Here is a 23553-nt window from a genome sequence, read left to right as displayed (position 1 = left end):
TCCCGACGTTACCGCGTGAGCAGATCGTCGGGGATCGGCTTGTCCGCGGCCAGCGCTCCGAAGAATTGGCTCGCCCTGTCCTTGTCCCACAGCAGGACATTGCCGCTGTCCGACACATTCTCGAAGCCGCCGATCGGCACCGTCGTGGCGACGGTATTGCTGTGCAGCGACCAGCCCAGCCGGGCCAGATCCCAGATGTGGTCGCCGTTGTCGACCTGCAGCGAGCGCGTGATGCCGGTCGCCAGCGGCCACAGCCGGAACGGATTGGCCAGGGTGCCCGCGCTGGTCGCCTTCTTCAGCAGGGCCGACAGGAACAGGCGCTGATTGTTCATCCGGTCCAGGTCGGCGCGGGGCGTGGCGCGGCTGCGCACGTAACCCAGCGCCTGCGGGCCGCTCAGGTGCTGGCAGCCCGCGGGCAGATTGATCCCGGCCAGCGGATCGTCCATCGGCTGCGGCAGGCACATGTCGATGCCGCCGATCGCGTCCACCATGGTCGCGAAGCCGCCGAAGCCGATCTTGGCGAAGTGATCGATGTGCAGTCCGGTCGCGGCCTCCACGGTCTGGACCAGCAGCCGGGGACCGCCCGCCGCGAAGGCCGCGTTGAGTTTGTCGCGGCCCTGACCGGGGATGGGCACGTAGGAGTCGCGCGGCAGGCTGACCACCGTGGTCGATCCCGACTGCGAGATGTGCACCAGCATGATGGTGTCGCTGCGCTCGCCGCCCGCATCGGCGGTGTCGCCGGTGGACAGTTCCTTCTCCTGTTCCGGCGTCAGCCCGATCCGGCTGTCGGACCCGGTGAGCAGCCAGTTGGTGCCCGCGGTGTGCCCGACCCGGCCCGGGTAGTCGGCCAGGACCGGGATCCGGTTGAGCGACCGGTCCAGATAGATCAGCCCCGCGACCGGGGTGATGATCAGCACCAGCAGCAGGACGAGCAGCCAACGGCCCCAATGCCTCCGGCGGCGCGGTCGCGGCGGTCGCGGTCCCTGGTCGCGGCGGCGCGGACCGGCGGGTGGTGGGGGCGGGGGTGCCTCGCGGTAGGGAACCGGCCGCTGCGTGGGGGCGTGGGCGGGCTGATTCATCGGGCGGCGCGGCGGTCCGGGCGGGGGATTGCGGGGCGGCTGGGAATTGCGCGGTGGGGGATTGCGGGTGGGCGGGACCTGCGACCATGCCAGCGCGGGTCCGGGCGTGCCGTCGCGCCGGATCACCTGTGTCGGCTCGATGCGCGGGGCATTCGTCTCGTCCTGCCCGGGCGGGGGAGTGCGATGCGGACCGGGCCCGACCGGCGGCGGCACCCGGCGCGTCCGCGCATGCTGCTGGGGGTCGTCGCCGTTCATCACCGTGATGCTACTGATCCGGCGGGTGCCGCGGTTCATCACGATTCGGCGGCGCCCCGAACCCCGCCGCCGATTACGGCAGCCAGGAGACGTGCCCGTGCAGGATCGTGTAGCCGACGTAGGCGACGGTGTCGATGGTGGCGTGCGCCAGCACCAGCGGCCACAACCGACCGGTGCGCTGCCAGAATCGGCCGAACACCAGGCCCATCACCAGATTTCCGAGCCCACCGCCGAGCCCCTGGTACAGGTGATAGCTGCCGCGCAGCACCGCCGAGGCCAGTAGCGACCGATTCTCCGTCCACCCCAGTGAACGCAGCCGGGTGATCAAGAAGGCCACCACCAGCACCTCCTCGGCGACGGCATTGGCCGCCGCGGACAGCACCAGCACCGGCAGCCGCCACCAGTGATCGCCCAGCGAGCTCGGCACAATGGTCACACTCACCCCGAGCGCGTGCGCAACCAGATACAACCCCAGCCCCGGCACCCCGATCACCGCCGCCAGCGCCACCCCCGGCAGCACATCCCCCCGCCACCGGACCCGCGCCAGCCCAACCACACGCGGCCCAATCCCACTGCGCCACAACAGATACAGCCCCAGCGCCCCCCACCCCAACAGCCGCAGCACACTCAACAGCTGAAACAGCAGATCAATAGTCGACTGCGCGGCCCGCGACGGATTCAGCGCAACCGCCTGCCCCCCAATCCCCCCGGGCGCCAACGCACTCTGCAACAGCGACAACCCCGCACTAGCCCCACTGAGCCCAAAGGTGACAACCAGCACCACCAAAATCTCCACCCGAACAGCAACCCGCTCCCGCCCCACCACGCTCCCCCGCCCAGCAAACCCGGAATCAGTAGGCCACACCATGCCCGCCAATCTATCCACCGAGCACCCAGCCAAGACCACACCGTGACGACGGCGCCCACATGCTGGCATGAAGGGGCGCACACACCGGGATGGACGCGCACACGCCGGAGTGCCTGGCCGGGCAAGGGGTGACGGCTGCGCATGCCTCAGTGACGAGGCGTGCACGCTGGGTTGGGCCGCGCATGCTGGGCTGGCGGGCCGCGCAGGTCGGCGTGGTGGGCCGCGCATGCCGGACTGGCCAGGCGCGCATGCCAGGGAGATGGGCCGCACATGTTGGGTGGCGGGCCACCCATGCCGGACTGGCCAGGCGCGCATGCCAGGGTGATGGGCCGTGCACGCCGGAGTCGTGGGCCACGCTTGCCGGGATGGTGGGCCGCACATGCTGAGATTGCGGGCCACCCATGCCGGGGTGATGGGGCGCATATGCTGCGGTGGCGGGCCACTCATGCCGGACTGGCCAGGCGCGCATGTCGGGGTGATGGGCCGTGCACGCCGGAGTCGTGGGCCACGCTTGCCGGGATGGTGGGCCGCACATGCTGAGATTGCGGGCCACCATGCCGGGGTGATGGGGCGCGCATGCCGTGGTGATGGGGCGCGCGCTGGGATGATGGCCGCGCGCTGGAGTTGTGGGCCACCCGTGCCGGAATGGCTGGGGGTGCATGTCGGGGTGATGGGGTGCGCGCGGCGGGTGGTGGGTGTGCTTGATCAGTTGCGGATGGCGATGGCGTCTACTTCGAAGAGCATGTCTGGTAGGGCCAGGGCTGCAACGCCGTTGAGGGTTTGTGTCGGTGGGTGGGTGCCCCAGATTTCGGCGATTTTGGTGCCGAGGATGGTTAGTTTGGTCGGGTCGTGGTCGACGATGAAGGTGCGTAGTTGGGCTACGTCGGTGTAGTCCAATCCGGCCGAGCGCAGGGCGATTCCGAGGTTGGTGAAGGCGCGGGCGACCTGTTCGGCGAAGTCGGTGGTGGTGGTGGTGTGGCCCTCGGCGTCGGAATCATATTGGCCCGCAATGAAGACCAGCTCGCCGCGTGCCCGGGCGACGTGGCTGTAGCCGAATGCGGTCGGATCGTGTAGCTCGGCGGGGTTGGTGATCTCGATGCTCATGGATGCTTCCTCGTCTGGTCGGTTGTGGGGCAACACGACATTGACGACGCGGCATCCGTCATCGTGACATTGCGTCGCTCACCCGCGGCGCATGCCGTGTAGGAAGGGGCAACCCGCCAGGATGCGCACGGCCCGGCTCAAGGACTGCACGTCGTCGACCGGGGCGTCGAAGGGTAGGCGGACGTCGTGGTCGCCGTCGGGACCCTCCACCCGCAGCGTGACCCCGTACCGGTCGATGGCCAGCGGATGTACCCGCCCGCCGCGCAGTCGCACCGGCAGGTGCCGGGCCAGCTGGTCGACCACATCGGCGTGGTCGGCGCTCATGTGCTGCAGCCACGCGGACTCCAACTCCCAGAACGGATCCGGGCGCGCCGCCCGCAGCTGGTCCAGGCAGGCCGCCGCGGCCCCGGTGGCATCGGCCACCACCGCCGAATCCAGCACCAGCCGCAGCAGCACGGTGCTGTGGCCGACGTCGAGCAGCGCCGGATGCGGATGTTCGGCGGCCACCTCGGTGGTCAGCGCGCGCTGCGCGTAGTCCGGCACCGCGCGCACCTTGCCGCGCAGCCAGACCAGCGTCCGCACCGGCTCGCGCAGTGGCAGCGGCGCCAGATCGGTGAGCTCCAGCACCGCCGGGGAACCGGCGGGGCCCACCGCGAGTGCCGGGGAGTCCATCGGCACCGCGATCACCGCGTCGCCGCACGGCCGCAGATGATGCAGTGCGGTGCCGACGGGATCGGTGCCGGGCAGCGCCAGCGTCGCCTGGGTGGCGTGGGCGCAGGCGCTGCGCACCCGCTCGGCGGTCGTCGGTGCGGCGGTCGTGGTGGTGCGGCGCATGCATACCTCCGAAAGATTCGATCCGGGCCCTGCCTGAGATGACCAACCGTGAGTTAGGTAAACCTAAGCTAAGGGACAGGCGGTGCCTACGCAAGAGTTACGGTCTCTACGGTTGAAACCGTGCCGCACGATTCCACCCCCGCCGAACCGGTTCTGCTGTCCCTGAGCATGCCCACCCGGCCCGCACGCCTGGTCGACGATCTGGTCCAGCCGATCTCCGACCCTCCGCCCGCCCCGGTCCTCGACCTGGACACTTCCGACGAATCGATCGCGGAATTCCTCGTCGGCATCGCCCACACGGACTCGGGATTCATAGCCCGCACCGCCGACGGAAACCGCGCCGTCGCCATCGTGGCCGCCACCGCCGCCGCCCTCTGCGGCGAAGACATCCGAACCGCCCTGACCACCCCCGACCTGCCCTTCCTACGCACCCTCCAGCCCCCGGCCATCGAGGCCCTCCGCACCGTCCTCCTCGCCATAGAAACCCCCGCCCCCACCACCATCACCCACGCCCTGACAACCCTCACCCCCGACTGACACCTGCTCGTTGGCCGCCAACCCGGTGCCCACCGAGAGCGCGGGCGCTCCGGCCGCTGGTGATGACCACGACACCGGCGTGGTGCTCGCCGACAATCGGTGCTCAGCAAAGCGGTGCTGATGCGTCGGCTGGTGGTGACAGCGCTGTGGGTGGTGTTCGTGGACGCTCGGCTCGGGGCGTGACAATCGTGCAAACGGCGGGCTTGCGGGGGAGCTCTCGGTAATGTCGTATTCGTGCCGCGTATCGCCTATTTCGGGCCCTCGGGAACATTTACCGAGATGGCTCTCGCCAAGCTGGAGGCCGCCGCTGTGTTCGAGGGGGCGGTGGAACGGATTGCCGCGCCCAGTCAGGGGGCGGCGCTCGAGCTGATTCGGTCCGGTGAGGTGGACGGGGCGGTGGTGCCGATCGAGAGTTCGGTCGAGGGGTCCATTTCGACGACGCTCGATGCGCTCACGGTCGGGTCGCGGCTGCAGATCGTTGCGGAGACCGAGCTGGATGTGGCGTTCACGATCGTGGCGCGGGACGGGGTCACCCTTGCCGAGGCGGGCACGGTCGCGGCGTATCCGGTGGCGGCGGCGCAGGTCCGGATGTGGCTGGCCGATCGGATGCCGCAGGCGAAGCTGTACACGTCCGCCTCCAATGCCGCTGCGGCCGAGGACGTCGCGGCCGGGCACGCCGACGCGGCCGTGTCCACGGCGCTGGCGGGCGAGCGGCTGGGGCTGTCGGTACTGGCCACGGGCGTCGCCGACCACGATCGGGCGGTGACGCGGTTCGTGCTGGTCACCCGGCCCTGCGCCGCGCCCCCGCGCACGGGCGCCGACCGCACCTCCCTGGTGGTGCTGGAGCTGGCCAACGAGCCGGGGTCGCTGATGCGGGTATTCGCCGAATTCGCCGCGCGCGGAGTCGATCTCACCCGCATCGAGTCCCGGCCGACCCGCACCGGCATGGGCACCTATCGCTTCTACCTCGACTGCGTCGGGCACATCGAGGACGCCCCGGTGGCGGAGGCGCTCAAGGCGCTGCACCGCACCGCCGGCCGCATTCGTTACCTGGGTTCGTGGCCCGCGAGTTCGCCGAGCGGCACCCCGCCGCCGCCGGACGAACCGGCCGCGACCTGGCTGGAGGATCTGAAGAAGGGGGTGGCCGACCTATGACCGAGAGACCCGATCCCGCGCCCGGGCGCCTGGTGCTGGTGCGGCACGGTGAGACCGAGGGCAATGTCGCGAAGATCCTGGACACCCGGGTGCCGGGCTTACCGCTCACCGAACGCGGTGTGGCACAGGCGAAGTCGTTCGGCACGAACCTGTCCGCGCCGCCGCGGCGACTGTTCTGCTCGACCGCGCTGCGCGCCCGGCAGACCGCGGCGCACATCGAATCGGTGACCGGGGTGGCGGCCGAGTCCATCGACGGCCTGTACGAGGTGCAGGTAGGCGACCTCGAGGGCCTGAATTCCGAAGCCGCGCACGAGACCTTCCAGCGCGTGTATCGCGCCTGGCACCGCGGCGACCTACAGCTGCGGGTACCGGGTGGCGAGACCGGCCAGGAGGTCCTGGACCGGTATCTGCCTGCGCTGGAAAACATTCGGACCCGCTACCTGTCCACCGGAACTGAGCCCGGCGACATCCTGCTGGTGAGCCATGGCGCGGCCATGCGCCTGGTAGCCCGGGTAATCGCCGACATAGCCCTGCCCTTCGCCACGAACAATCATCTCGACAACACCGAAACGATCGAACTGGCCCCGCGCTACACCGATTCGGGCACCTTCCTCGGCTGGGATTGCACGCGCTGGGGTCGCTACACCCCACCATTCGACGCGGAAGCCGAGCCCACCGCAGACGACCCAATGGGCTGACGAGGGGGCGGCGACTCGGTGGGCTGACGAGGGGGCGGCGACTCGGTGGGCTGACCAGGGGCGACAACCCGGTGGGCCGACGAGGGATCACGATCGGTGGGCTGGTCAGGGCGGCGACTCGGTGGGGTGGCCCTCGGTCGGCTGGCTTATGTCAGGCTTGGGTTGGGTTTGAATTCGGGGCGGAGGGGGAGGCTTTCTATGAGGTTTTTGAGGGCTGTGCGGAGGCGGGGTTGGGTGCCGCTGTGTAGGGAGAGCCATTTGGTGCCGTCGTCGGCGGTGGTGCCGGTGAGGACTATGCGGCCGTGGCGGGTGTTGAAGACCGCCACGTGGTTGTCGGCGACGTCTCGGGTGCCGTCGCCGTAGATGACGCCGACTATTTCGGCGTAGGACTGGATTTCGACCAGGGCCGAGGCGAGGGTCTGGGCGTCGGTGGCGGGCTTGCCCACCTTGGCCAGGCGCTGGGCGGTGGCCGCGGAGTCGCCGGTGTCGTTGAAGATGGGCGCGAGCTGCTCGGTGGGTGCGTTCATGCCGTACAGCTCGAGTGCCTCGGCGGGGCCGAGCGCGGCCATGATCGTCCCGGGCAGGTCGGACCCGGCCTCGTCGATGACGTAGGAGTCGGGGCCGCGCAGGGCGACGACCTCGAGGTCGTCGCCCTTGGCGAGGCAGAACCGATTCACGACGCCGTCGACCACCCAGCGCACCGCGATCGCCCAGTGCGGGCGGTACAGGGCGCGCAGCCGGTCCGCCAGGTCGCGGTGCACCGCGTCGCCGACGAGAAGCTCTCGCGCGGTGAGCGATTCGGCCGCCGCGGCCATGGCGGCGTCGTGGTCGACCACATTGTCGTAGCGGCCGATCGCGTCGAGCACGACGGGAACCTCGTCGATCTGCAGCGTCTCCAGCAGGAACTGCATTTCGTCGAGCGACAGCACGACCGCCTCGAGCATGGACGGTCCGTGGCCCGCGCCGAGGACTGTCACCTAGCGTTCTCCCGCGACCAAGTCGCCGCCGATGACGCCCGGTGCGATGACCCGGCCGTCGGCGAAGTGCTCGCCGCGCAGGTAGTCGTTGCCCTTGTGGTCGTCCTCGTCTTCGTCCTCGATCTGGCGGCCGAGCAGCGGGTTGCCGCCGGTGGCGTTGGCGGGCCGGGTGGGGGCGGGGGCGCCGACCTGGCCGACGGTCGCGGACTCGGGAACGGCAGTGGCCGTGGGGTTTCCGCCGATGGCGTTCGCGCCCCAGCCCTCCGGCAGCTTCAGGCTGCCCGCGCCGTTGCCGATGGACACCGTGGAACCGCCGCCGAACGACACCGCCCGGGTGGCCGCCGCGCCACCGGCCGCGGCCGTCGCGGAACCGATGCCGCCCATCATCATCGGGGCGGTGCCGACCGAGGCGGGCGCCGCGTGACCGGCGGCCGCGATCGCGCTGCCCGCGACATTGCCGGCGGTGGTGACGCCGGTGGAGGCCACCGAACCGGCGAACTGCGCGGCCTGGGTGGCGGCACTGGCGACGCCGGGATTGGTGAGCACCGCCTGCGCGGCGCCGACGGCGGCCTGCACCGGGTCGGCGGAGCCGTTCTGGAAAGCCTGCGCGGCGTCCTGCGTACCGCCCGCCACGCCGGCGCCGTTGGCGATCGGCGGCGGCATGAGGAACTGGTTGGGCGTGGTGACGAGGGCGGAGGTGGCGGCCTCGTAGGTCTCCATGACCAGTGCGGCCCGAATGTCCATGGCGTTCTTGGCCGCCTCGGCGACCTCGAAGGCGCCGGAGGCGGCACCGGCCGGGTTGGACGCGGCGGCCAGGGTGCCGTCGACGGCGGCGATCTCGGGCAGGCTGGGCATGGCGATGGAGGCCACGGTGTAGGCGGTCGCGTTGGCCGCGGTCTTGGCGCCCATGGCGGCGGCGAGCACGCCCTGCTGTTCGGCCCAGCCGGTGAAACCGGTGAGGCGGGCGAGCGCGGCGATGCCGTTGACGCCCTGCAGGCCGACGCCGAGTTCGGCCATGACGCGGGCGACGGTCGCGGTCGCGTCGACCCAGGCGGCCGTCAGCGCGCCCCAGGCGGTGGACGCGGCCGCGATCGGGACGGCGTGTGCGCCGGCGTTGAGCGAGATGGAGTTGGCCTCCGCCATGCGGGGCAACCAGAACACCCCGGTGATCCCTACGGTCATTGTTTCTCCCCTGAAAGAATGGTCGGCGACAGGCTTCTAGACGATGGCTCCGGCGGCGCTGATGCCCGCGCCGCTCACCACGTCCTGTGCGAGGTACTGGGCCAGCTGGGTGCGCAGCGTCGCGGCGGCGTGGTGCAGCTCCAGAATGCCCTGTGCCACAGACTGATCGTGGGTGATCGCGGCCTGGTTGAAGTGGGTGGCGGCCAGCAGCGAGACTTCCTCGGCGCCGGAGGGGAGGACATGGGTGGCCGGTCCGCTCAGCGCGGACACCGCGGCCAGGCGTTCGGCCAGCAGGTCGAGTTCTGCTGCGGCCGCGAGGACGACTTCGGGCTGAACAAGTACGTGGCCAACCATGGCTCGAACTCCTTCTTGTGGCGGCAAAGCAACTGTCGGGCCGGCGTCTACCGACCCGTCGGTGGAACCACGAGAATTCCCCCTACGAGTTGATTGGACGCGACGGCCCGCGATCCGGTTCCCTCGAGTCCGGAGTTTCTTCCGGCTTGACCCGCTCTTGCGCTTGCGAGTAAGGCTAGCCCCATCCCAGCTGATGCAGGCGTTCTTCGTCAATCCCGAAGTAGTGAGCTATCTCATGGATGACGGTGATCGCGACCTCCTGGATCACCTCGTCCTCGCTGTCGCACATCTCGAGGATCGCGTCGCGGTAGATCGTCACCGTGTCCGGCAGCGCGCCGCCGTAGTGGCTGTCGATTCGCTGGGTCAGCGCGATGCCGTGATACAGCCCCAGCAGATGCGGGTCCTCGGGGTGGCGCGGCTCGATCAGCACCACCACGTTGTCGATGGCGCGGGCCAGCTCCGGCGGAATGAGATCCAGTGCGTCCCCGACCAGTTCCTCGAATCGGTCGGCGGGCATCGAGACGGGCATCGGGGCGACCGGCTCCCTACCGCTGGCCCGGCGGGATCGGCGCGGGCGCGGCGCCCGGCAGCGGGGCGGGGGTGGAGCGGCCGGAGCTCGGCGGCGGCACCGGGGCCTGGCCGTCGATGAGGATGTCGCCCTTGGCCGATCCGGTGACGGACGAGAAGCCCTCGTGAGAACCCTTGCCCACCAGGCAGTTCAGCTTGCGGCTGCCGACCAGCCAGCTGCGGGTGTCGAGGTTGTCCCAGAAGATGGTGAGCGTCTTGTTGATCAGCGCGTCCTGGCCGCCGAGGTAGTCGCCCGCGACCTTGGAGCACTCCTCCTGCATGTACTTGTCCTGGTCGTCGTTGCTCGGCGGGCCGCCGGTGAAGTGCGCGCCCAGGTCGACCGTCGACATCACCTCGTAGGCATGGGGTTTGGCGCAGTCGACCGGCTCGTTGGTGGGCAGGCTCTGGTTGATGCCGATGCAGACGCCGGCGTCGAACACCCGCGACTGGTCGCCGTCGCGGACGCGGCCGGTGGTCTGCTGGGTGGCATTGCCGGTGGCACTGACCAATTGCAGGCCGCAGCGGATGGTGCGGTCGCCGTTGCGCCAGGCGGGCTCGCCCGGATTGATCATGCCGACCACGAACCGGCCGCGCGGGTCGAGCTTGCCGCCGAGATAGGACGCGGCCGCGGGGCCGCAGTGTTCGTCGCGCAATTCGGCGAACCGCAGCGAGTCGGGGAAGCGGGAGCCGGGGCCGAACTCGCGGCCGGGGTAGCGGCTCAGGTCGATGTCGGAGGTGACCTCGAACAGGTGCTTGTCGGAGCAGTTGACCTTGGACAGGTCGAGGGTCTTCGGGTTGGTCCAGGTCAGGCAGTCGCCCGAGTGTGCCGTGCCGAAGGCCGAATTGGAGCGTCCGGTCGGCTGCGGGGAGCCGGGGTCGTGTGCCTCCAGGCCGTGCGGGCTGCGGAATCCGGAGATGACCAGCGTGATCGTCGCGGCGACGATGGCGCCGACCGCCACCGCCAGCAGCCCCCAGCGCAGCCGGTGCGCGGGCAGGTGGACGCGCCCGGTCGCGATGCGTCGGCCCGCGATCGGAAACCGTTTGCGCACGCCGGAGCCCCCGCGGGACGCGGGTCCGGACTCGGGCGCCGGTGGTGGCACATCATCGGAAGGCATCGCGCTCCATCATGGCAGCGCGTGCGCGCCGCCGCTACGACCGGTTGTGGACCTGTGGAATTTCGGTGGACGCCGCCCACTAGGCTGAGGACCCATGATCGACCTCCGTTTCCTGCGCGAGAATCCCGAGGCGGTGCGCGCCTCGCAGCGCGCTCGCGGCGAGGACCCGGCGCTGGTGGATGCCCTGCTCGAGGCCGACGCCGCCCGCCGGGCCGCGGTCGCGACCGCCGACAATCTTCGCGCCGAGCAGAAGGCGCTGGGTAAGAAGGTCGGCAAGGCGTCCCCCGAGGAGCGGCCCGCGCTGCTGGCGCTCGGTCAGGAGCTGTCGGCGAAGGTCAAGGAGGCCGAGGCCGCCGAGAGCGCCGCCGACGCCGAGCTCGACGCCGCGCAGCGGGCGATCTCGAACGTGGTCCAGGAGGGCGCCCCCGCCGGTGGCGAGGACGACTTCGTGCTGCTCGAAACCGTGGGCGCCGCACCCGAATTCGACTTCGCGCCGAAGGACCACCTGGAGCTGGCCGAATCGCTGGGCCTGCTGGACATGGAGCGCGGCGCGAAGGTGTCCGGCGCCCGGTTCTACTTCCTGACCGGTTACGGCGCGCTGTTGCAGCTGGCGCTGTTGCAGCTGGCGGCCCAGCGCGCGACGGCCAACGGCTTCACCATGATGATCCCGCCGGTGCTGGTGCGCCCGGAGATCATGGCGGGCACCGGATTCCTGGGTCAGCACGCCGCCGAGGTGTACCACCTGGCCGACGACGATCTGTACCTGGTGGGCACCTCGGAGGTGCCGCTGGCCGGGTACCACTCGAACGAGATCCTGGACCTGAGTGCCGGTCCCAAGCGGTACGCGGGCTGGTCGTCGTGCTTCCGGCGCGAGGCGGGCAGCTACGGCAAGGACACCCGCGGCATCATCCGCGTGCACCAGTTCGACAAGGTCGAGATGTTCGTCTACTGCCGCCCCGAGGACGCCGACGCCGAACATCGGCGGCTGTTGAACTGGGAGAAGGACATGCTCGCCGCGATCGAGGTGCCGTACCGGGTGATCGACGTCGCCGCGGGCGATCTGGGCAGCTCGGCGGCCCGCAAATTCGACTGCGAGGCCTGGGTACCCAGCCAGGGGACCTATCGCGAGCTCACCTCGACCTCGAACTGCACCACCTTCCAGGCGCGCCGGCTGTCGGTGCGCTATCGGGACGAGAACGGCAAACCGCAGATTGCGGCCACGCTCAACGGAACTCTGACCACCACCCGCTGGCTGGTGGCGCTGTGGGAGAACCACCAGCGGGCCGACGGATCGGTGCGGGTCCCGCAGGCGCTGGTGCCGTTCGTCGGTACGGACGTACTGGAACCATTGCGGTAGCTGATAATTCGCGAGGTGCGTCAATGCGGTCTCGGGCGACGGTCGTGCGCCGCCGGGGCATCGAATCGGCGACTTTGCCGGTCGATTCCTGTCGATGTCACTACTGCCCAGGACAGTTGTGTCTAGGCTAGGCAGCGTGCGAGGAATCCGGTCTCGCGGCGATACCCGCACGCGGGTGCGGGCAGCATCGGCGCTGGCGACAGCAATGCTCATGGCCCGGACCACCGGGGCGTTCTACGTCATGGGTGGTGTCCTGGGTCTGCTCATCACCGCCGTGGCCCCGGGCGACGAGGGTAATCGCCCGGTGGTGGGCACCGCGGCGGCGATCTCGCTGCTGCTCGGCATCAGCCTGCTGATCTGGGGTCCGCGGCTGCCGCATTCGATCCACCACGGCTACGTCGCGGTGGCGACGGTGCTGGTGACCGTTGCGGTGCACTGGTTCCCGAACACCGTCGGCGGCATCAGCCTGGCGGCGTTCTACGTGTTCATCGCCTGCGACGCCGCGATTTTCTTTGCGTGGCAATGGGTTGCGGCGCACGTGGTGTTCGCCGTCGCGCTGTGCCTGTGGGTGGTGCCCTCGCGCGGTCTGCCGTGGTGGTCGGGCATGATCCCGGCCGGGGTGACCGTCGGCGTGGGCATCGTGGTCGGGGTGCTGACCCGGATGGCCTCCGACGCCGATATCGACACCCTCACCGGGCTGCTCAACCGGCGCGGTTTCGACCGCGCGCTCACCAACGCCATCGCGCACGCCACCCGCACCGGGCAGGGGCTGGCGCTGGTGCTGGTCGACCTCGACCGCTTCCAGAAGATCAACGACCACCTGGGTCATCGGGCGGGCGACGCGGTGCTGCAGCGGGTGGCCGACACCTGGTCGAAGCTGTTGCAGTCGGATCAGCGGCTGGCCCGCTACGGCGGCGACGCCTTCGCCCTGCTGCTGCCGGGCACCACCGAGCAGGCCGCGATCCTGCTCACCGAGCAGCTGCGCGCCGCGGTGACCACCGGCTGTTCGGCGGGCGTAACCTCCTGGCAGCCGGGCGAATCGGGCTCGCTGCTGGTGAGCCGCGCCGACGTGGGGCTGTACCGGGCCAAGCAGGCCGGGCGCAACCGGACGGTGCTGGAGTCGTCGCGGCAGCTGCCGCTGGCGGTGGAGCTGCGCGAGGCCATCGACAAGGGCGCGCTGGACGTGCACTACCAGCCGATCGTGAGCCTGACCGAGGGCGGCGGCAAGGCGGTCGGCGTGGAGGCGCTGCTGCGCTGGTCGTCGAGCGCGCAGCCGGATGTGACCACCGAGGGCCTGATCCGGGTCGCCGAGGAGTACGACCTCATCTCCGACCTGGACGAGCTGGTGCTGCGCCGGGCCTGCGCCGACGCGGCCCGCCTGCAGGAGACCTTCGCCCAGCTCGACCTGACCCTCAACGTCAATGTGAGCGGCCTGGAGCTGGCCGAATCCGAATACGCCGACCGGGTGTCCGGGATCCTCGCCGACACCGGCTGGCCCGCCGAGCAATTGGTGCTCGAGGTCACCGAGAGCGAGCTGGCCGCGGAATCGCAGACGGCCCTGGGGAATCTGCACAAGTTACGCGAACGGGGCGTGCGCATCGCCATCGACGATTTCGGCACCGGCTATTCCTCGCTGAGCCGCCTCGCCACCATCCCCAGCGACATCCTCAAGGTCGACCAGTCCTTCGTCGCCGCCATCCGCTCCGATTCCCCCGCCCCACCCCTGCTGAATGTCATTGCCGCCCTGAGTAAATCGCTCGACCTCCAGGTCATCGCCGAGGGCGTGGAAACCGAGTACCAGGCGGCCGTCCTCACCGAACTGGGCTTCGCCCTGGCCCAGGGCTACCACTACAGCGACTCCCATCCCGTCGCCGAACTCGTCAACGACCTGAACGACCACCGCGGCCTCGTCGGCGCGGGCATCCCCGACCACGAATACTCCGGCAACGGCTGGATCCCCATGGACACCCCCTTCGACAACGGCGATTTCGGCAGCCGACCCCGGTAACGAGGGGCCTCCGAGGGGATCGAGGCGCAGAATCGAGACGTGGGGTGGCCGCGGGTTGGTGTCGGGTTCGGGTGGCTGGTCGGGGCCGGGGTGGCGGTGCAGGGGCGGGTGAACGGGGCGTTGGGGGAGCGGCTACACGATGGGATTGCCGCGGCGGCGGTCAGTTTCGTGTTGGGGTTGGGGCTGCTGGGTGTGGTGTTCGCCGTCAGCGGGCGGTTGCGGGCGGGGGTGCGGCTGGTGTGGGCGGCCGTGGGCGATGGGACGTTGCGGTGGTGGCAGCTGCTCGGGGGGCTGTGCGGGGCGTTCTTCGTTGCGTGCCAGGGGCTTACGGTGGCGGTGGTGGGGGTCACGGCGTTCACCGTGGCGGTGGTGGCGGGGCAGCTGACGAGCAGCGTGCTGGTGGATCGGCTGGGGCTCGGGCCGGGCGGGCGGACGCCGGTGACGGCGGTGCGGCTCGGTGGGGCGGGGCTGGCCCTGGTCGCCGTCGTGATCTCGGCGCTCGGGCGCACCGATCGGACCGATTCCCCGGACGACTCGCTCCTGCACGGGATTCCGGCCGCGCTGCTGATCGTGCTGCCCGCGCTGGCGGGGATGAGCCTGGCCTGGCAGCAGGCCATGAACGGCCGGGTCGGCGCGGTCGGCGGCCCGCTCTCGGCCACCCTGATGAACTTCCTCGGCGGCACCGTCGCGCTGATTGCTGTGGAGTCGCCGGTGGTGGCCGCGCAGGGCCTGCCGACCCGCCCGCCGACCGAACCGTGGCTGTATCTCGGTGGCCTGCTGGGCGTGACGTTCATTGCCCTCGCGGCCCTGGTCGTGCGCCGGATAGGGGTTCTGCTCCTCGGCCTGGCCTCGGTCGCCGGGCAGCTGTCCACCGCCCTGGTCCTGGACCTCGTTTTTCCGTCCGGTTCCGGATTGCCGGTCGCCGCCGTGCTCGGGTGTGCGCTCACCCTGGTCGCCGTCCTGGTGGCGGCCCGCCGACCCGCGTCGCAGTAGGGTTCCCGGTGATTCGGCAGAAAGGGAGGCTCATGCGGCGGCTGAACGTCGGGATCGTGGGATACGGGCTGGCCGGGGCGGTGTTCCACGCGCCGCTGGTGGCGGCCGAGCCGCGCCTGCGGGTGGCGGCGGTGGTCACCTCGTCGGCCGAGCGGGCGGAGCAGGCGCGGCGCGACCATCCGGGGGTCCGGGTGGCCGCGTCGGCCGACGCGCTGCTGTCCGATCCGGATGCCCTGGACCTGGTGGTGATCGCGACGCCGAACCGCACCCACGCGCCGCTGGCGCGGCAGGCCCTCGCGGCGGGGCTGCCGGTGGTGGTGGACAAGCCCTTCGCGCTGACCGTGGCCGAGGCCGAATCGGTGATCGACGAGGCCGAGCGGGCCGGGCTGCCGCTCACGGTGTTCCAGAACCGGCGCTGGGACAGCGACTTCCGGACCGTGCGCCGATTGATCGACGAGGGTCGCCTGGGCACGGTGCGGCGGTTCGAGTCCCGGTTCGAGCGCTGGCGGCCGGTGTCCAAGGGCGGCTGGCGGGAGGTGGGCGCGGCCGATGACGGCGCGGGCATCCTCTACGACCTGGGCAGCCACCTGGTCGACCAGGCGCTCACCCTGTTCGGCCCCGTCACCGGCATCTACTGCGAACTCGACACCCGCCGACCGGACGTGCAGGCCGACGACGACGCCTTCCTGGCGCTCACCCACGCCTCGGGCGTCCACTCCCACCTGTGGATGAACGCCGTAGCCCCGCAACTGGGCCCGCGCCTGCGCGTACTCGGCTCCGAGAACGGTTATGTGACCTACGGACTCGACCCCCAGGAGGACGCCCTGCGCGCCGGGCGCCGCCCGGGCGACGGAACGCCCTGGGGCACGGTCGAACCCGAGCGCTGGGGACTGTTCGGCGCCGAGGGCGGCGCCGAACCGATCCCCAGCGAGCCCGGCGACTATCCGGCGTTCTACGCGGGCGTGGCCGACGCGCTGCTCGACGGCGCGCCCGTGCCGGTCGATCCGCGCGACGCGGTGGCCACGCTGCGCATCCTGGAGCGGGCCCGCGCGATCACCGGATGAATATCGTTCTGGCCATTCGTATTTCACATCCGTATCGCATGTGACATGGTGCCAGGATGCTCGTCGAATACGGGGTGTGGGCGGCGCGATCGGCGGTCGCGGTGGTGTTCGGGCTGTCGGCGTACGGCAAACTGGCCGATCGGTCCGGTACGCGAACGGCGGTGGCGGAGTTCGGGATTCCGGTTCGGTGGGCGCCGGCGGTGAGCTGGGCGCTGCCGCTGGCGGAGGCGGCGATCGCGGTGGCGGTGCTGCCGCCGTGGACCGCGGCCGTCGCGGCGCTCGCGGGCACCGCGCTGCTGCTGGTGTTCACCACCGCGGTCATCGGTCTGCTCCGGCGTGGAAAACGACCGGCCTGTTCGTGTTTCGGTGCGACGAGCACAACCCCTATCGGGCGCACCACGGTGCTCCGGAACGCGCTGCTGATCGCGCTGACGGTGGCGGCGGCCGCCGGATCCTTCGCCCATCCCCGCGTCCCCCAGGAGCTTTCGGCCGATCGCGCGGTGGGCACGGTGCTCGCGGCCGCGCTGGCCGCCCCGCTGATCCGGCTGACCGGTGAGGTTCGCGCGCTGCGCCGCCGACTGGACGAGCAGGCGCTGTCCACCCTCGGCGCGGAGGGTCTGCCGGTGGGCGCGCTCGCCCCGGAATTCGAACTGCTGGACACCCGCGGCGGGCGCGTCGGGCTCGAGAAACTGCTGGCCTCGGGGCGGCACCTGCTGCTCGTGTTCGTGCACCCCGCCTGTGAACTGTGTGCGGCCCTGGCCCGCGAACTGCCCCGCTGGCAGGCCCGGGCCGAGGCGGCGCTGTCGATCGTGGTGGTCGGCAACGGTGAGGTCGCCGAGCACGCCGCCTGGGGAAGCGAGCAGCGGCTGGGCGAGATTCCGGTGCTGGTGCAGCAGGGTAACGAGGCCGCGCTCCGCTACCGGGTGCGCGGCACGCCCTCGGGGGTGCTGATCGGGGCCGACGGCCGGGTGCTCGCCCCGGTGGCGCGCGGGGCCATGTCGGTCCGGGAGCTCGTCGTCACGGCGCGCACCGTGCCGCGCGCATAGTCCGAATCATCGGGCGGTCATTCAATTATGTCGAACCATACATCGAGGTAGAACACTATGGCGGACGTCGCATTCACCGACTATTCCGGCAAGGAATTCGTCATCCGGCTGACCAACCAGCAGCGCATCGCCGAGGCGCGTCGCATCCTGTCCGGCGAGGAGACCATGTCGGTGCATGTCATGGGCCGCATCCGGAAACGCCCCGCGGACTACAACCCGGGCTGGAGCTTCCACCTCGACCCGGACACCATCACCTTCTTCACCATGGCCATCGAGGTCTGCGACTCCAGCATCACCTACGCCGAGGACCATTTGGACGAGGCCTGCGGCGCATTCCTGCCCGGATGTTTCTGGTGCCCTTGGTCGTCCAAGCTGACCAGGGAACTGACGTAGGGGTCAGAGGCGCTGCGCCCGCAGCTCGTGGCCCTTGGACGTCTTGCACCGGCCCGACTCCAGGTCCCACTGCCAGCCGTGCAGGTTGCAGGTGAGGGTGTTGCCCTCCACCACACCGAATTTCGACAGGTCGGCCTTGAGGTGGGGGCAGCGGCGCTGGATCTCCCAGCCGGAGATCTGGCAGGAGGCGGAATCGTCGTGGGCCTCGGCGAACCAGCCGTCGGCGTAGGCGATCCGCTCGTCGGTGAGGCATTTGAAGAACGTGTAGAGGAACTCGTTGTAGCCGCCGATCCGCCACGCCTGGAAGCGGGTGGACAGAAAGATCGTGTTCACCCAGTCGGGCTCGCCGTCGCGCAGCACCGTCCGCACCAGCTGCGGATCGATCCGGAAACCGTAGCGGTACTTGCCTTCCCCCTCGATCGGGCCGCGCACCACCCGCTTGGGGAAGTCCAGCACCACGGTCTCCTCGCCCAGCACCAGGCCGACCGGGTAGCCGATGCCGTCGCAGATCAGATCGCTCTGCGCCATGATCGGCTCGAACAGCTCCTTGAGTTCCGGTAGCAGCGGGCCGTCGCCGGTCGCCCAGGACGCCTTCTCCGCCGCGAGCACCGGCGCCATCCGCTGCGCCATTCGCTCGATGTAACCGGCCTTGTCGTCGTAGATCTCCGCCGGATCCATCGGATGGGTCAGCGACAGCTCGGTGCCGCGCACGTCGGCGACCGAGCCCGGGATCATCAGCACGCCACCGGTGTGCCCGTGGATGCGCATCTGCTCCAGGAACACCTCCTGGTCGGGGAAGATGTTGCCGTTCTCGGCCGAGTACCGGTCGTCGCCGTCGTCGTTGAGGTAGCGCAGCTCGTCGTCCAGGAACACCGGCGGCCCGGCCGAGGGCACCACCCAGGTCGCGCCGACCTGCTCGATATAGCTGCGGCACCGGTCCATGCCGCGCTGGCGCTTCTGCTTGCCGAAGTTGGCCTTGGTGCGGGCCGGGATGTCGTAGACCATCGGGTACCAGATGGCGCCCGAGTACTGCAGCAGGTGGATGTCGACGTGCCCGAATTGCTCGTGCAGCACGTCCATGTCGACCGGCCGCGCGTCGTTCATGTTGAAGCACACCGTCTCTCCGTCGGAGACGACCAGCCCGGAGTCGCCGATCGGGCCGTCGGCGGGTGCGCGCAGCGCGATAATCATGATGTCCAGGTCGCCGCCGCCCCCGGTCACCGTGTGCTTGACCGAGTCCTCGGTCTCGAAGAACTTGTGGAAGCCCAGCTTCTCCAGCTCGCGCTTGAGGTCCGGCACCGGATAGTCGGGCAGCAGGACGGTGGCGTCCTTGTCGACATGCTCGGCGAGAGTTCGAGCGTCGAAGTGGTCGCGGTGCAGATGCGAGACATAGAGAAAGTCGCAGTTGCCCAGCTCGTCCCAGTCCAGCCGGGTGTTGTCCGGGAACGGGAACCACGCACCGAAGTACGCCGGGTTGACCCAGGGATCGCAGAGAATCGTCCCGGCTGCGGTGCGGATGTGGAATCCGGCGTGTCCGACGCTGGTGATCTGCACGAAGAAGTCCTCCTGAACCGTTTGCCGGTCACCCAGGGTAGCCGCTAGGCGGAAACGTCGCCGATGCAGTAACCCTGCTCGCCGGACCGCAGGGTGAAGGTCCGGTCCTGCCTGCCCGCCGCGGTGGTCACCGGCACCGACACCGCGATGTAGTCGCCGCGCACCGACCGCGAGGTTATCGACTGATCGACGAAGGACTGCACGCCGGTGAGCTTGTCGGGTTCGGTCGCCAGCGGCGGGGCGGTCGGCCGCCCGGTGCCGGTCGGATCCCAGGTCGCGGGGCTCGCCGCGCAGACCAGGGGATGGCTGTCGGGCTTGTCGGCCGGATCCAGCGGCGATCCGCTGAGCCGGGCCAGATAGCGCCGCACGGTGTGGCGGGCGTCGGCGTCGTCGAATCCGGGCTCGGTCCCGGCGGGGAACACCCGCGGGCAGGCGTAGCCGGTGGCGATGTCGGCGCGCTCGGCGACCACGGTGACCCCGTCGGTCGCGGTGGCCGGGCTCTTCCAGGTGATCGCGGTGCCGTCGTCGATGCCCGGCTGCGTCAGCGCCGCGAGGATGGCCTGCTTGTCGGCATACATGGTCTCGACGTTGCGCGGGGCCATGGTCCAGCAGCGGCGTTCCAGCGCCGGTGTCGGCAATTGTTGTAAGTCCATCGCCCAGCGGGTGAGTGCGTCGGCGGCCTCGGGATCGCGGGATTTCAGCGTGACGGTGACCGACAGCTCGCCGGGCGCGGCCGCCGGGGTCGGGGCGGCGGGCGACGAACTAGACGGCGGTGGCGCGGGCGCGGGCTCCCCGGTGTCGTAGTCGGTGCCCTTGATACCGACCTTGGAATCGCAGGCGGCGAGCAGTCCCACCGCCAGCAGCGCCGCGCCCACCGACGCCATCCCCCGGCCCCCTGCACGCAATCTCGGTCGAAGGCGTTCCACTGCGGTGAACCTCTTTTCCGTGCGGTGCTGGGTGCCGAAAGTGCCTGCGACTACGCTAGCGGAATTGTGGAACCCGTCTACCGGTCGATCATCGGCCTGGCCCGGGCCGTCTTCTTCGCCCAGGGCCTGAAATTCGACGTCAAGGGGGATGAGCACATCCCCGCGGAAGGCGGTGCGGTCATCGCCATCAATCACACCGGGTACATGGACTTCACCTACGCCGGACTGCCCGTGCGCACCCCGAAGCGGTACATCCGCTTCATGGCGAAGAAGGAGGTCTTCGACGACAAGATCTCCGGGCCGATCATGCGGGCGCTCAAACACATTCCGGTGGATCGGTCCGCGGGCGCCGACTCGTATCTGGCCGCGGTCGACTATCTGCGCCGGGGCGAGCTGGTGGGGGTGTACCCGGAGGCGACGATCAGCCGCAGCTTCGAGATCAAGGAGTTCAAGTCGGGTGCGGCGCGCATGGCGATCGAGGCCGGGGTGCCGATCATCCCGATGGTGATCTGGGGCGCGCAGCGGGTGTGGACGAAGGGCTATCCGAAACGGCTGGGCCGCACCAACACCCCCATCTCGATCGCGGTCGGGGAGCCGATCCAGCCGTTCGAGCCCGCGTCGGAGCTCACCGCGAAGCTGCACGCGACCATGCAGGACATGCTGCTCGATCTGCAGAAGAACTACACGCACGAGTCCGGTGCATACTGGGTTCCGGCTCGGTTGGGCGGCAGCGCCCCGACCCTGGCGGAGGCCGACGCGATGGACGCGGCCGAGGCGCGGGCGAAGGCCGAGGCCAGGGAGCGCAAGCACAAGTCGGCCGCGGGCGAGTAGCGAGTCGGCGGGCACGGCAGGAGTTTTCGGGACCATGGCGCGAGAGCCCGTATTCGATGTACTGACCGGATTGGTGCGCACCCTGTTCTGGGCGCAGGGGTTGCGGATCCGGATCGAAGGGCAGCAGCACTTTCCGCGCACCGGCGGCGCGGTGCTGGCCGTGAACCACACCGCGTACCTGGATTTCATGGAGGTCGGCCTGGTGGGCCGCGAATCCGGCCGCAACGTCCGCTACATGATGAAGGCCGAACTCGAGCACGGCATCGTCGGCTGGCTGATGAAGCACTGCAAGGCGATCGGCGTCGACCGCAGCGCCGGGGCGCAGTCCTACGCCCGGGCGGTGACCGCGCTGCGCGACGGCGAGATCGTGGTCGTCTACCCCGAGGCCACCATCAGCCGCAGCTTCGAACTGAAGGAGTTCAAATCGGGCGCGGCCCGCATGGCGATAGAGGCCGACGTCCCGATCGTCCCCCTGGCCATCTGGGGCGCCCAGCGCGTCTGGACCAAGGACATCCCGAAACAACTGGGCCGCCACCACTTCCCGATCAACATCCAGATCGGCGAGCCCATCCCACCCCACAACCCCCCCGACGCCCTCACCGCCGAACTACGTTCCAGCATGGAACAACTCCTAACCCGAGCCCAACGCCACTACGACATGCCCCCAGGCGCCCGCTGGGTCCCCGCCCGCCTCGGCGGCACCGCCCCCACCCTCGAACAAGCCGCCCTCCTCGAACAGGAAGAACTAGCCCGCCGCCGCGCCAGAGCCGAACAACGCCGCCACTGACCCCGGCGCGCATCCTCCTTTGACCCGGCATGCGTCTCCCATTGACCCTGGCGCGCGCCTTCCGTTGATCCCAGCGCGCGTCTCCCTTGGCCCGGCGCGTGTCTTCCTTTGCCCCGGCGCGTGTCTTCCTTAGACCCGGCGCGCGCCTCCCCTTGATCCCAGCGCGTGTCTCCCACTAACCCCGGCTCGCGTCCTCCTTTGACCCGGCGCGCATCCTCCTTTGGCCCGGCGCGCATCCTCCTTTGATCCCGGCGTGCTTTTGGCCGGGATCTCACGGTGGATTCCGGCCAAAAGCACGCCGGAATCATGAGGATGGCGAGTGGTGAGGATGACGAGTGGTGAGGATGGCGAATGGTGAGGGTCGCGAATGGTCAGGATCACGAATGGGTCGAGGCGACCGTGGCTCTGGCGTGCGATGTCACTGCCGGTCTTGCTCCGGCGAATGTTGATGCGGCCCCGGCGATTCCGATGGCGGCGGCCACCCAGAAGGCGTTGACGAAGCCCGAGTGCAGGGAGGTGGCTACGAGGGCGGCGGCGAGTTGGCTGCCCAGGGCGCCGCCCGTGGTTCGGGCGACGGTGTTGATGCCGTTCGCGGTGGCGGTGGCGGTGGGGGCGACGACGCGGTGCAGCTGGCCGGGGAGGGCGGACATGGTCAGGCCGGTGCCGATGCCGATCGGGAGCGCGCACAGCGCCAGGTGCCAGAGGGAGGCGTGGGCCAGGGCCAGCAGGGCGGCGCCAATGGCGGTCACCACTAGTCCGGCGGCGAGCGGGACGTGCGGGCCGCGGCGCGTGACGAGGCGTCCGGCCAGCGATCCGGCGGGCAGGATCACCAGGGTGGCGGGCAGCATCACCAGCCCCGCCGCCGTTACCGAGGCGCCGAAACCGCCTGCCGCCGAAGGTTGTTCGGCCAGCTTGGGGACCAGCACGTAATACACGAACTGCATGATGCCGAGCGCGCCTGCGGCCAGGTGTGCCGCCCCGGCCGCTCGGTGCAGGACGAGGCTCATATCGATCAGCGGGTAGCGCAGCCGCGCCTCCACCCGCACGAACACCACCAGCAGCGCGAGCCCCGCGACCGCGAGCCCGAGCACCGGCAGCGACGTCCACCCCCGGGTCGGCCCGAGGGTCAGCGCCAGCAGCACCCCGGACAGCCCGCCCGCCAGCAGCACCGCACCGAGCGGATCGAGCCGCCCCGCGGTCTGTGCCGAACTCTCCGGCACGAACAGGTACACGAGAACCAGTGCCGCGGCGGCCAATCCGGCTCCGACCGCGAACAGCCAGCGCCACGAGGCGTGGTCGGCGATCAGTCCGCCGCAGACCAGCGCGATGCCCGCCGACCCGCTCACCAGCCCGGACAGGAAGCCCAGCCCGGCGTGCACCCGGTCGGGCGGGAGGACCCCCGCCACCGAGCCGAAGGCCAGCGGCAGGATCGCCAGGCTGATGCCCTGCACCGCGCGGGCCGCGATCAGCACGCCGATGTGCGGGGCCACCAGCGCCAGCACGGTCCCCGCCAGGTGCACGGCCAGCACGGTCAGCAGCACCCGCCGCCGCCCGTACCGGTCGCCCAGCCGCCCGGCGAGCGGGGTGAGGATCGCCCCGGCCAGCAGCGGGGCGCTGAGCACGGCCCAGGTCACCCCGCTCGCGCCGGTGTGCAGCGCCTGCTGCAGCACGCCGATGGCCGGGACCAGCATGGTCTGCATCAGGCCGTAGGCCAGGACGCCGACGGCCAGCGCGGTCATGGCGCCGCGGCGATGAACGGTTCCGGTGTGCACGCGATCCTCCTCGTAGTCGTACTGCGAACAACGTTCGCGTTAGGCCACCCTAATTAGACGCGAACGATGTTCGCAAGACCTTCCGTCCGGATTCGTT

23 protein-coding genes are annotated in these 23553 nt (G+C 70.2%); 11 read left to right on the top strand and 12 right to left on the bottom strand.

Annotation, left to right across the window (positions count from 1 at the left end; all coding sequences use genetic code 11):
- Positions 1 to 8: 8 nt before the first annotated feature.
- From HPY32_RS17980 to HPY32_RS17965, 4 genes are all read right to left on the bottom strand, one after another.
- The gene (locus HPY32_RS17980) at positions 9 to 1334 is read right to left on the bottom strand and encodes an LCP family protein (RefSeq protein WP_171982916.1); all 1326 of its coding nucleotides are present in this window, start codon (positions 1332 to 1334) and stop codon (positions 9 to 11) included.
- 73 nt (positions 1335 to 1407) lie between these two features.
- Complete coding sequence (locus tag HPY32_RS17975; protein ID WP_171982915.1) at positions 1408 to 2202, bottom strand: CPBP family intramembrane glutamic endopeptidase; 795 nt, start codon at positions 2200 to 2202, stop codon at positions 1408 to 1410.
- Between the two features lie 705 nt (positions 2203 to 2907).
- Positions 2908 to 3306 (bottom strand): RidA family protein, encoded by a 399-nt coding sequence (locus HPY32_RS17970; protein WP_067579675.1) that lies wholly within the window; start codon positions 3304 to 3306, stop codon positions 2908 to 2910.
- A 78-nt stretch (positions 3307 to 3384) separates the two neighbouring features.
- Entirely contained in the window at positions 3385 to 4140 is a 756-nt protein-coding gene (locus HPY32_RS17965; protein ID WP_067579677.1) for a DUF2470 domain-containing protein, read from the bottom strand.
- 120 nt (positions 4141 to 4260) lie between these two features.
- Between HPY32_RS17965 and HPY32_RS17960 the strand changes: the two genes are divergently transcribed.
- The 3 genes from HPY32_RS17960 (at position 4261) to HPY32_RS17950 (ending at position 6530) form a co-directional block, all read left to right on the top strand.
- Positions 4261 to 4677 (top strand): hypothetical protein, encoded by a 417-nt coding sequence (locus HPY32_RS17960; protein WP_171982914.1) that lies wholly within the window; start codon positions 4261 to 4263, stop codon positions 4675 to 4677.
- Between the two features lie 234 nt (positions 4678 to 4911).
- A complete protein-coding gene (gene pheA, locus HPY32_RS17955; RefSeq protein ID WP_067579680.1) occupies positions 4912 to 5832 on the top strand; it encodes a prephenate dehydratase in 921 nt (306 codons plus the stop codon).
- A complete protein-coding gene (locus HPY32_RS17950; RefSeq protein ID WP_067579682.1) occupies positions 5829 to 6530 on the top strand; it encodes a histidine phosphatase family protein in 702 nt (233 codons plus the stop codon). Before pheA ends, HPY32_RS17950 begins: the two co-directional genes overlap by 4 nt.
- Before the next feature lie 146 nt (positions 6531 to 6676).
- Here HPY32_RS17950 and HPY32_RS17945 read toward each other — a convergent pair whose 3' ends face one another.
- The 5 genes from HPY32_RS17945 to HPY32_RS17925 all read right to left on the bottom strand — a co-directional run bounded on the left by HPY32_RS17945 (position 6677) and on the right by HPY32_RS17925 (position 10725).
- Positions 6677 to 7507 (bottom strand): ESX secretion-associated protein EspG, encoded by an 831-nt coding sequence (locus HPY32_RS17945; RefSeq protein WP_082870700.1) that lies wholly within the window; start codon positions 7505 to 7507, stop codon positions 6677 to 6679.
- The gene (locus tag HPY32_RS17940) at positions 7508 to 8689 is read right to left on the bottom strand and encodes a PPE domain-containing protein (RefSeq protein WP_067579684.1); all 1182 of its coding nucleotides are present in this window, start codon (positions 8687 to 8689) and stop codon (positions 7508 to 7510) included.
- 36 nt (positions 8690 to 8725) lie between these two features.
- Positions 8726 to 9043, bottom strand: coding sequence for a PE family protein (locus HPY32_RS17935; RefSeq protein ID WP_067579686.1), 318 nt, complete (start codon positions 9041 to 9043; stop codon positions 8726 to 8728).
- Between the two features lie 175 nt (positions 9044 to 9218).
- Positions 9219 to 9572 carry a metallopeptidase family protein gene (locus HPY32_RS17930; protein WP_067579688.1) on the bottom strand — a complete coding sequence of 118 codons (354 nt, stop codon included), beginning with the start codon at positions 9570 to 9572 and terminating at the stop codon, positions 9219 to 9221.
- A 16-nt stretch (positions 9573 to 9588) separates the two neighbouring features.
- Positions 9589 to 10725: a septum formation family protein gene (locus HPY32_RS17925; RefSeq protein ID WP_156673992.1), complete on the bottom strand. Its 1137-nt coding sequence runs from the start codon at positions 10723 to 10725 to the stop codon at positions 9589 to 9591.
- A gap of 94 nt (positions 10726 to 10819) precedes the next feature.
- Here HPY32_RS17925 and serS point away from each other — a divergent pair, with 94 nt between their 5' ends.
- From serS to HPY32_RS17895, 6 genes are all read left to right on the top strand, one after another.
- On the top strand, positions 10820 to 12082 hold the full coding sequence (gene serS, locus HPY32_RS17920; RefSeq protein WP_067579690.1) for a serine--tRNA ligase: 1263 nt from the start codon (positions 10820 to 10822) through the stop codon (positions 12080 to 12082).
- A gap of 136 nt (positions 12083 to 12218) precedes the next feature.
- The gene (locus HPY32_RS45700; protein WP_269456472.1) at positions 12219 to 14090 is read left to right on the top strand and encodes a putative bifunctional diguanylate cyclase/phosphodiesterase; all 1872 of its coding nucleotides are present in this window, start codon (positions 12219 to 12221) and stop codon (positions 14088 to 14090) included.
- A 39-nt stretch (positions 14091 to 14129) separates the two neighbouring features.
- Positions 14130 to 15083, top strand: a complete 954-nt coding sequence (locus tag HPY32_RS17910; protein ID WP_171982913.1) for a DMT family transporter — start codon at positions 14130 to 14132, stop codon at positions 15081 to 15083.
- Between the two features lie 32 nt (positions 15084 to 15115).
- Positions 15116 to 16147, top strand: a complete 1032-nt coding sequence (locus HPY32_RS17905; RefSeq protein WP_067579696.1) for a Gfo/Idh/MocA family protein — start codon at positions 15116 to 15118, stop codon at positions 16145 to 16147.
- Positions 16148 to 16203: 56 nt separating this feature from the next.
- The gene (locus HPY32_RS17900) at positions 16204 to 17193 is read left to right on the top strand and encodes a MauE/DoxX family redox-associated membrane protein (RefSeq protein ID WP_067579698.1); all 990 of its coding nucleotides are present in this window, start codon (positions 16204 to 16206) and stop codon (positions 17191 to 17193) included.
- 57 nt (positions 17194 to 17250) lie between these two features.
- Positions 17251 to 17586 (top strand): BP74-related protein, encoded by a 336-nt coding sequence (locus HPY32_RS17895; protein ID WP_067579700.1) that lies wholly within the window; start codon positions 17251 to 17253, stop codon positions 17584 to 17586.
- Between the two features lie 3 nt (positions 17587 to 17589).
- On the opposite strand, the gene HPY32_RS17890 is transcribed toward HPY32_RS17895, so the two are convergent.
- Both HPY32_RS17890 and HPY32_RS17885 read right to left on the bottom strand, forming a co-directional pair.
- Entirely contained in the window at positions 17590 to 19140 is a 1551-nt protein-coding gene (locus HPY32_RS17890; RefSeq protein ID WP_067579702.1) for an MBL fold metallo-hydrolase, read from the bottom strand.
- 44 nt (positions 19141 to 19184) lie between these two features.
- Positions 19185 to 20024 carry a hypothetical protein gene (locus HPY32_RS17885; RefSeq protein WP_067579704.1) on the bottom strand — a complete coding sequence of 280 codons (840 nt, stop codon included), beginning with the start codon at positions 20022 to 20024 and terminating at the stop codon, positions 19185 to 19187.
- Between the two features lie 108 nt (positions 20025 to 20132).
- On the opposite strand from HPY32_RS17885, the gene HPY32_RS17880 reads away from it, so the two are divergent.
- Together HPY32_RS17880 and HPY32_RS17875 are read left to right on the top strand one after the other, a co-directional pair.
- Entirely contained in the window at positions 20133 to 20897 is a 765-nt protein-coding gene (locus HPY32_RS17880; protein ID WP_067579706.1) for a lysophospholipid acyltransferase family protein, read from the top strand.
- Positions 20898 to 20931: 34 nt separating this feature from the next.
- Complete coding sequence (locus HPY32_RS17875; protein ID WP_171982912.1) at positions 20932 to 21684, top strand: lysophospholipid acyltransferase family protein; 753 nt, start codon at positions 20932 to 20934, stop codon at positions 21682 to 21684.
- 377 nt (positions 21685 to 22061) lie between these two features.
- On the opposite strand, the gene HPY32_RS17870 is transcribed toward HPY32_RS17875, so the two are convergent.
- Positions 22062 to 23456 (bottom strand): MFS transporter, encoded by a 1395-nt coding sequence (locus HPY32_RS17870; protein WP_156673994.1) that lies wholly within the window; start codon positions 23454 to 23456, stop codon positions 22062 to 22064.
- Between the last annotated feature and the right edge of the window lie 97 nt (positions 23457 to 23553).

The sequence above is a fragment of the Nocardia terpenica genome (genome assembly GCF_013186535.1).
In the GTDB taxonomy this organism is placed as follows: domain Bacteria; phylum Actinomycetota; class Actinomycetes; order Mycobacteriales; family Mycobacteriaceae; genus Nocardia; species Nocardia terpenica.
Note: the sequence above shows the minus strand (reverse complement) of the source record. Positions and strands in the feature narration are given on the sequence as shown.

What these genes read in the sequence shown, in the direction of transcription:
- HPY32_RS17980 (WP_171982916.1), bottom strand. Translation starts at nt 1,334, where the DNA reads ATGAACGGCGACGACCCCCAGCAGCATGCGCGGACGCGCCGGGTGCCG.
- HPY32_RS17975 (WP_171982915.1), bottom strand. Translation starts at nt 2,202, where the DNA reads ATGGTGTGGCCTACTGATTCCGGGTTTGCTGGGCGGGGGAGCGTGGTG.
- HPY32_RS17970 (WP_067579675.1), bottom strand. Translation starts at nt 3,306, where the DNA reads ATGAGCATCGAGATCACCAACCCCGCCGAGCTACACGATCCGACCGCA.
- HPY32_RS17965 (WP_067579677.1), bottom strand. Translation starts at nt 4,140, where the DNA reads ATGCGCCGCACCACCACGACCGCCGCACCGACGACCGCCGAGCGGGTG.
- HPY32_RS17950 (WP_067579682.1), top strand. Translation starts at nt 5,829, where the DNA reads ATGACCGAGAGACCCGATCCCGCGCCCGGGCGCCTGGTGCTGGTGCGG.
- HPY32_RS17940 (WP_067579684.1), bottom strand. Translation starts at nt 8,689, where the DNA reads ATGACCGTAGGGATCACCGGGGTGTTCTGGTTGCCCCGCATGGCGGAG.
- HPY32_RS17935 (WP_067579686.1), bottom strand. Translation starts at nt 9,043, where the DNA reads ATGGTTGGCCACGTACTTGTTCAGCCCGAAGTCGTCCTCGCGGCCGCA.
- HPY32_RS17930 (WP_067579688.1), bottom strand. Translation starts at nt 9,572, where the DNA reads ATGCCCGTCTCGATGCCCGCCGACCGATTCGAGGAACTGGTCGGGGAC.
- HPY32_RS17925 (WP_156673992.1), bottom strand. Translation starts at nt 10,725, where the DNA reads ATGCCTTCCGATGATGTGCCACCACCGGCGCCCGAGTCCGGACCCGCG.
- serS (WP_067579690.1), top strand. Translation starts at nt 10,820, where the DNA reads ATGATCGACCTCCGTTTCCTGCGCGAGAATCCCGAGGCGGTGCGCGCC.
- HPY32_RS17905 (WP_067579696.1), top strand. Translation starts at nt 15,116, where the DNA reads ATGCGGCGGCTGAACGTCGGGATCGTGGGATACGGGCTGGCCGGGGCG.
- HPY32_RS17900 (WP_067579698.1), top strand. Translation starts at nt 16,204, where the DNA reads ATGCTCGTCGAATACGGGGTGTGGGCGGCGCGATCGGCGGTCGCGGTG.
- HPY32_RS17895 (WP_067579700.1), top strand. Translation starts at nt 17,251, where the DNA reads ATGGCGGACGTCGCATTCACCGACTATTCCGGCAAGGAATTCGTCATC.
- HPY32_RS17885 (WP_067579704.1), bottom strand. Translation starts at nt 20,024, where the DNA reads ATGGCGTCGGTGGGCGCGGCGCTGCTGGCGGTGGGACTGCTCGCCGCC.
- HPY32_RS17875 (WP_171982912.1), top strand. Translation starts at nt 20,932, where the DNA reads ATGGCGCGAGAGCCCGTATTCGATGTACTGACCGGATTGGTGCGCACC.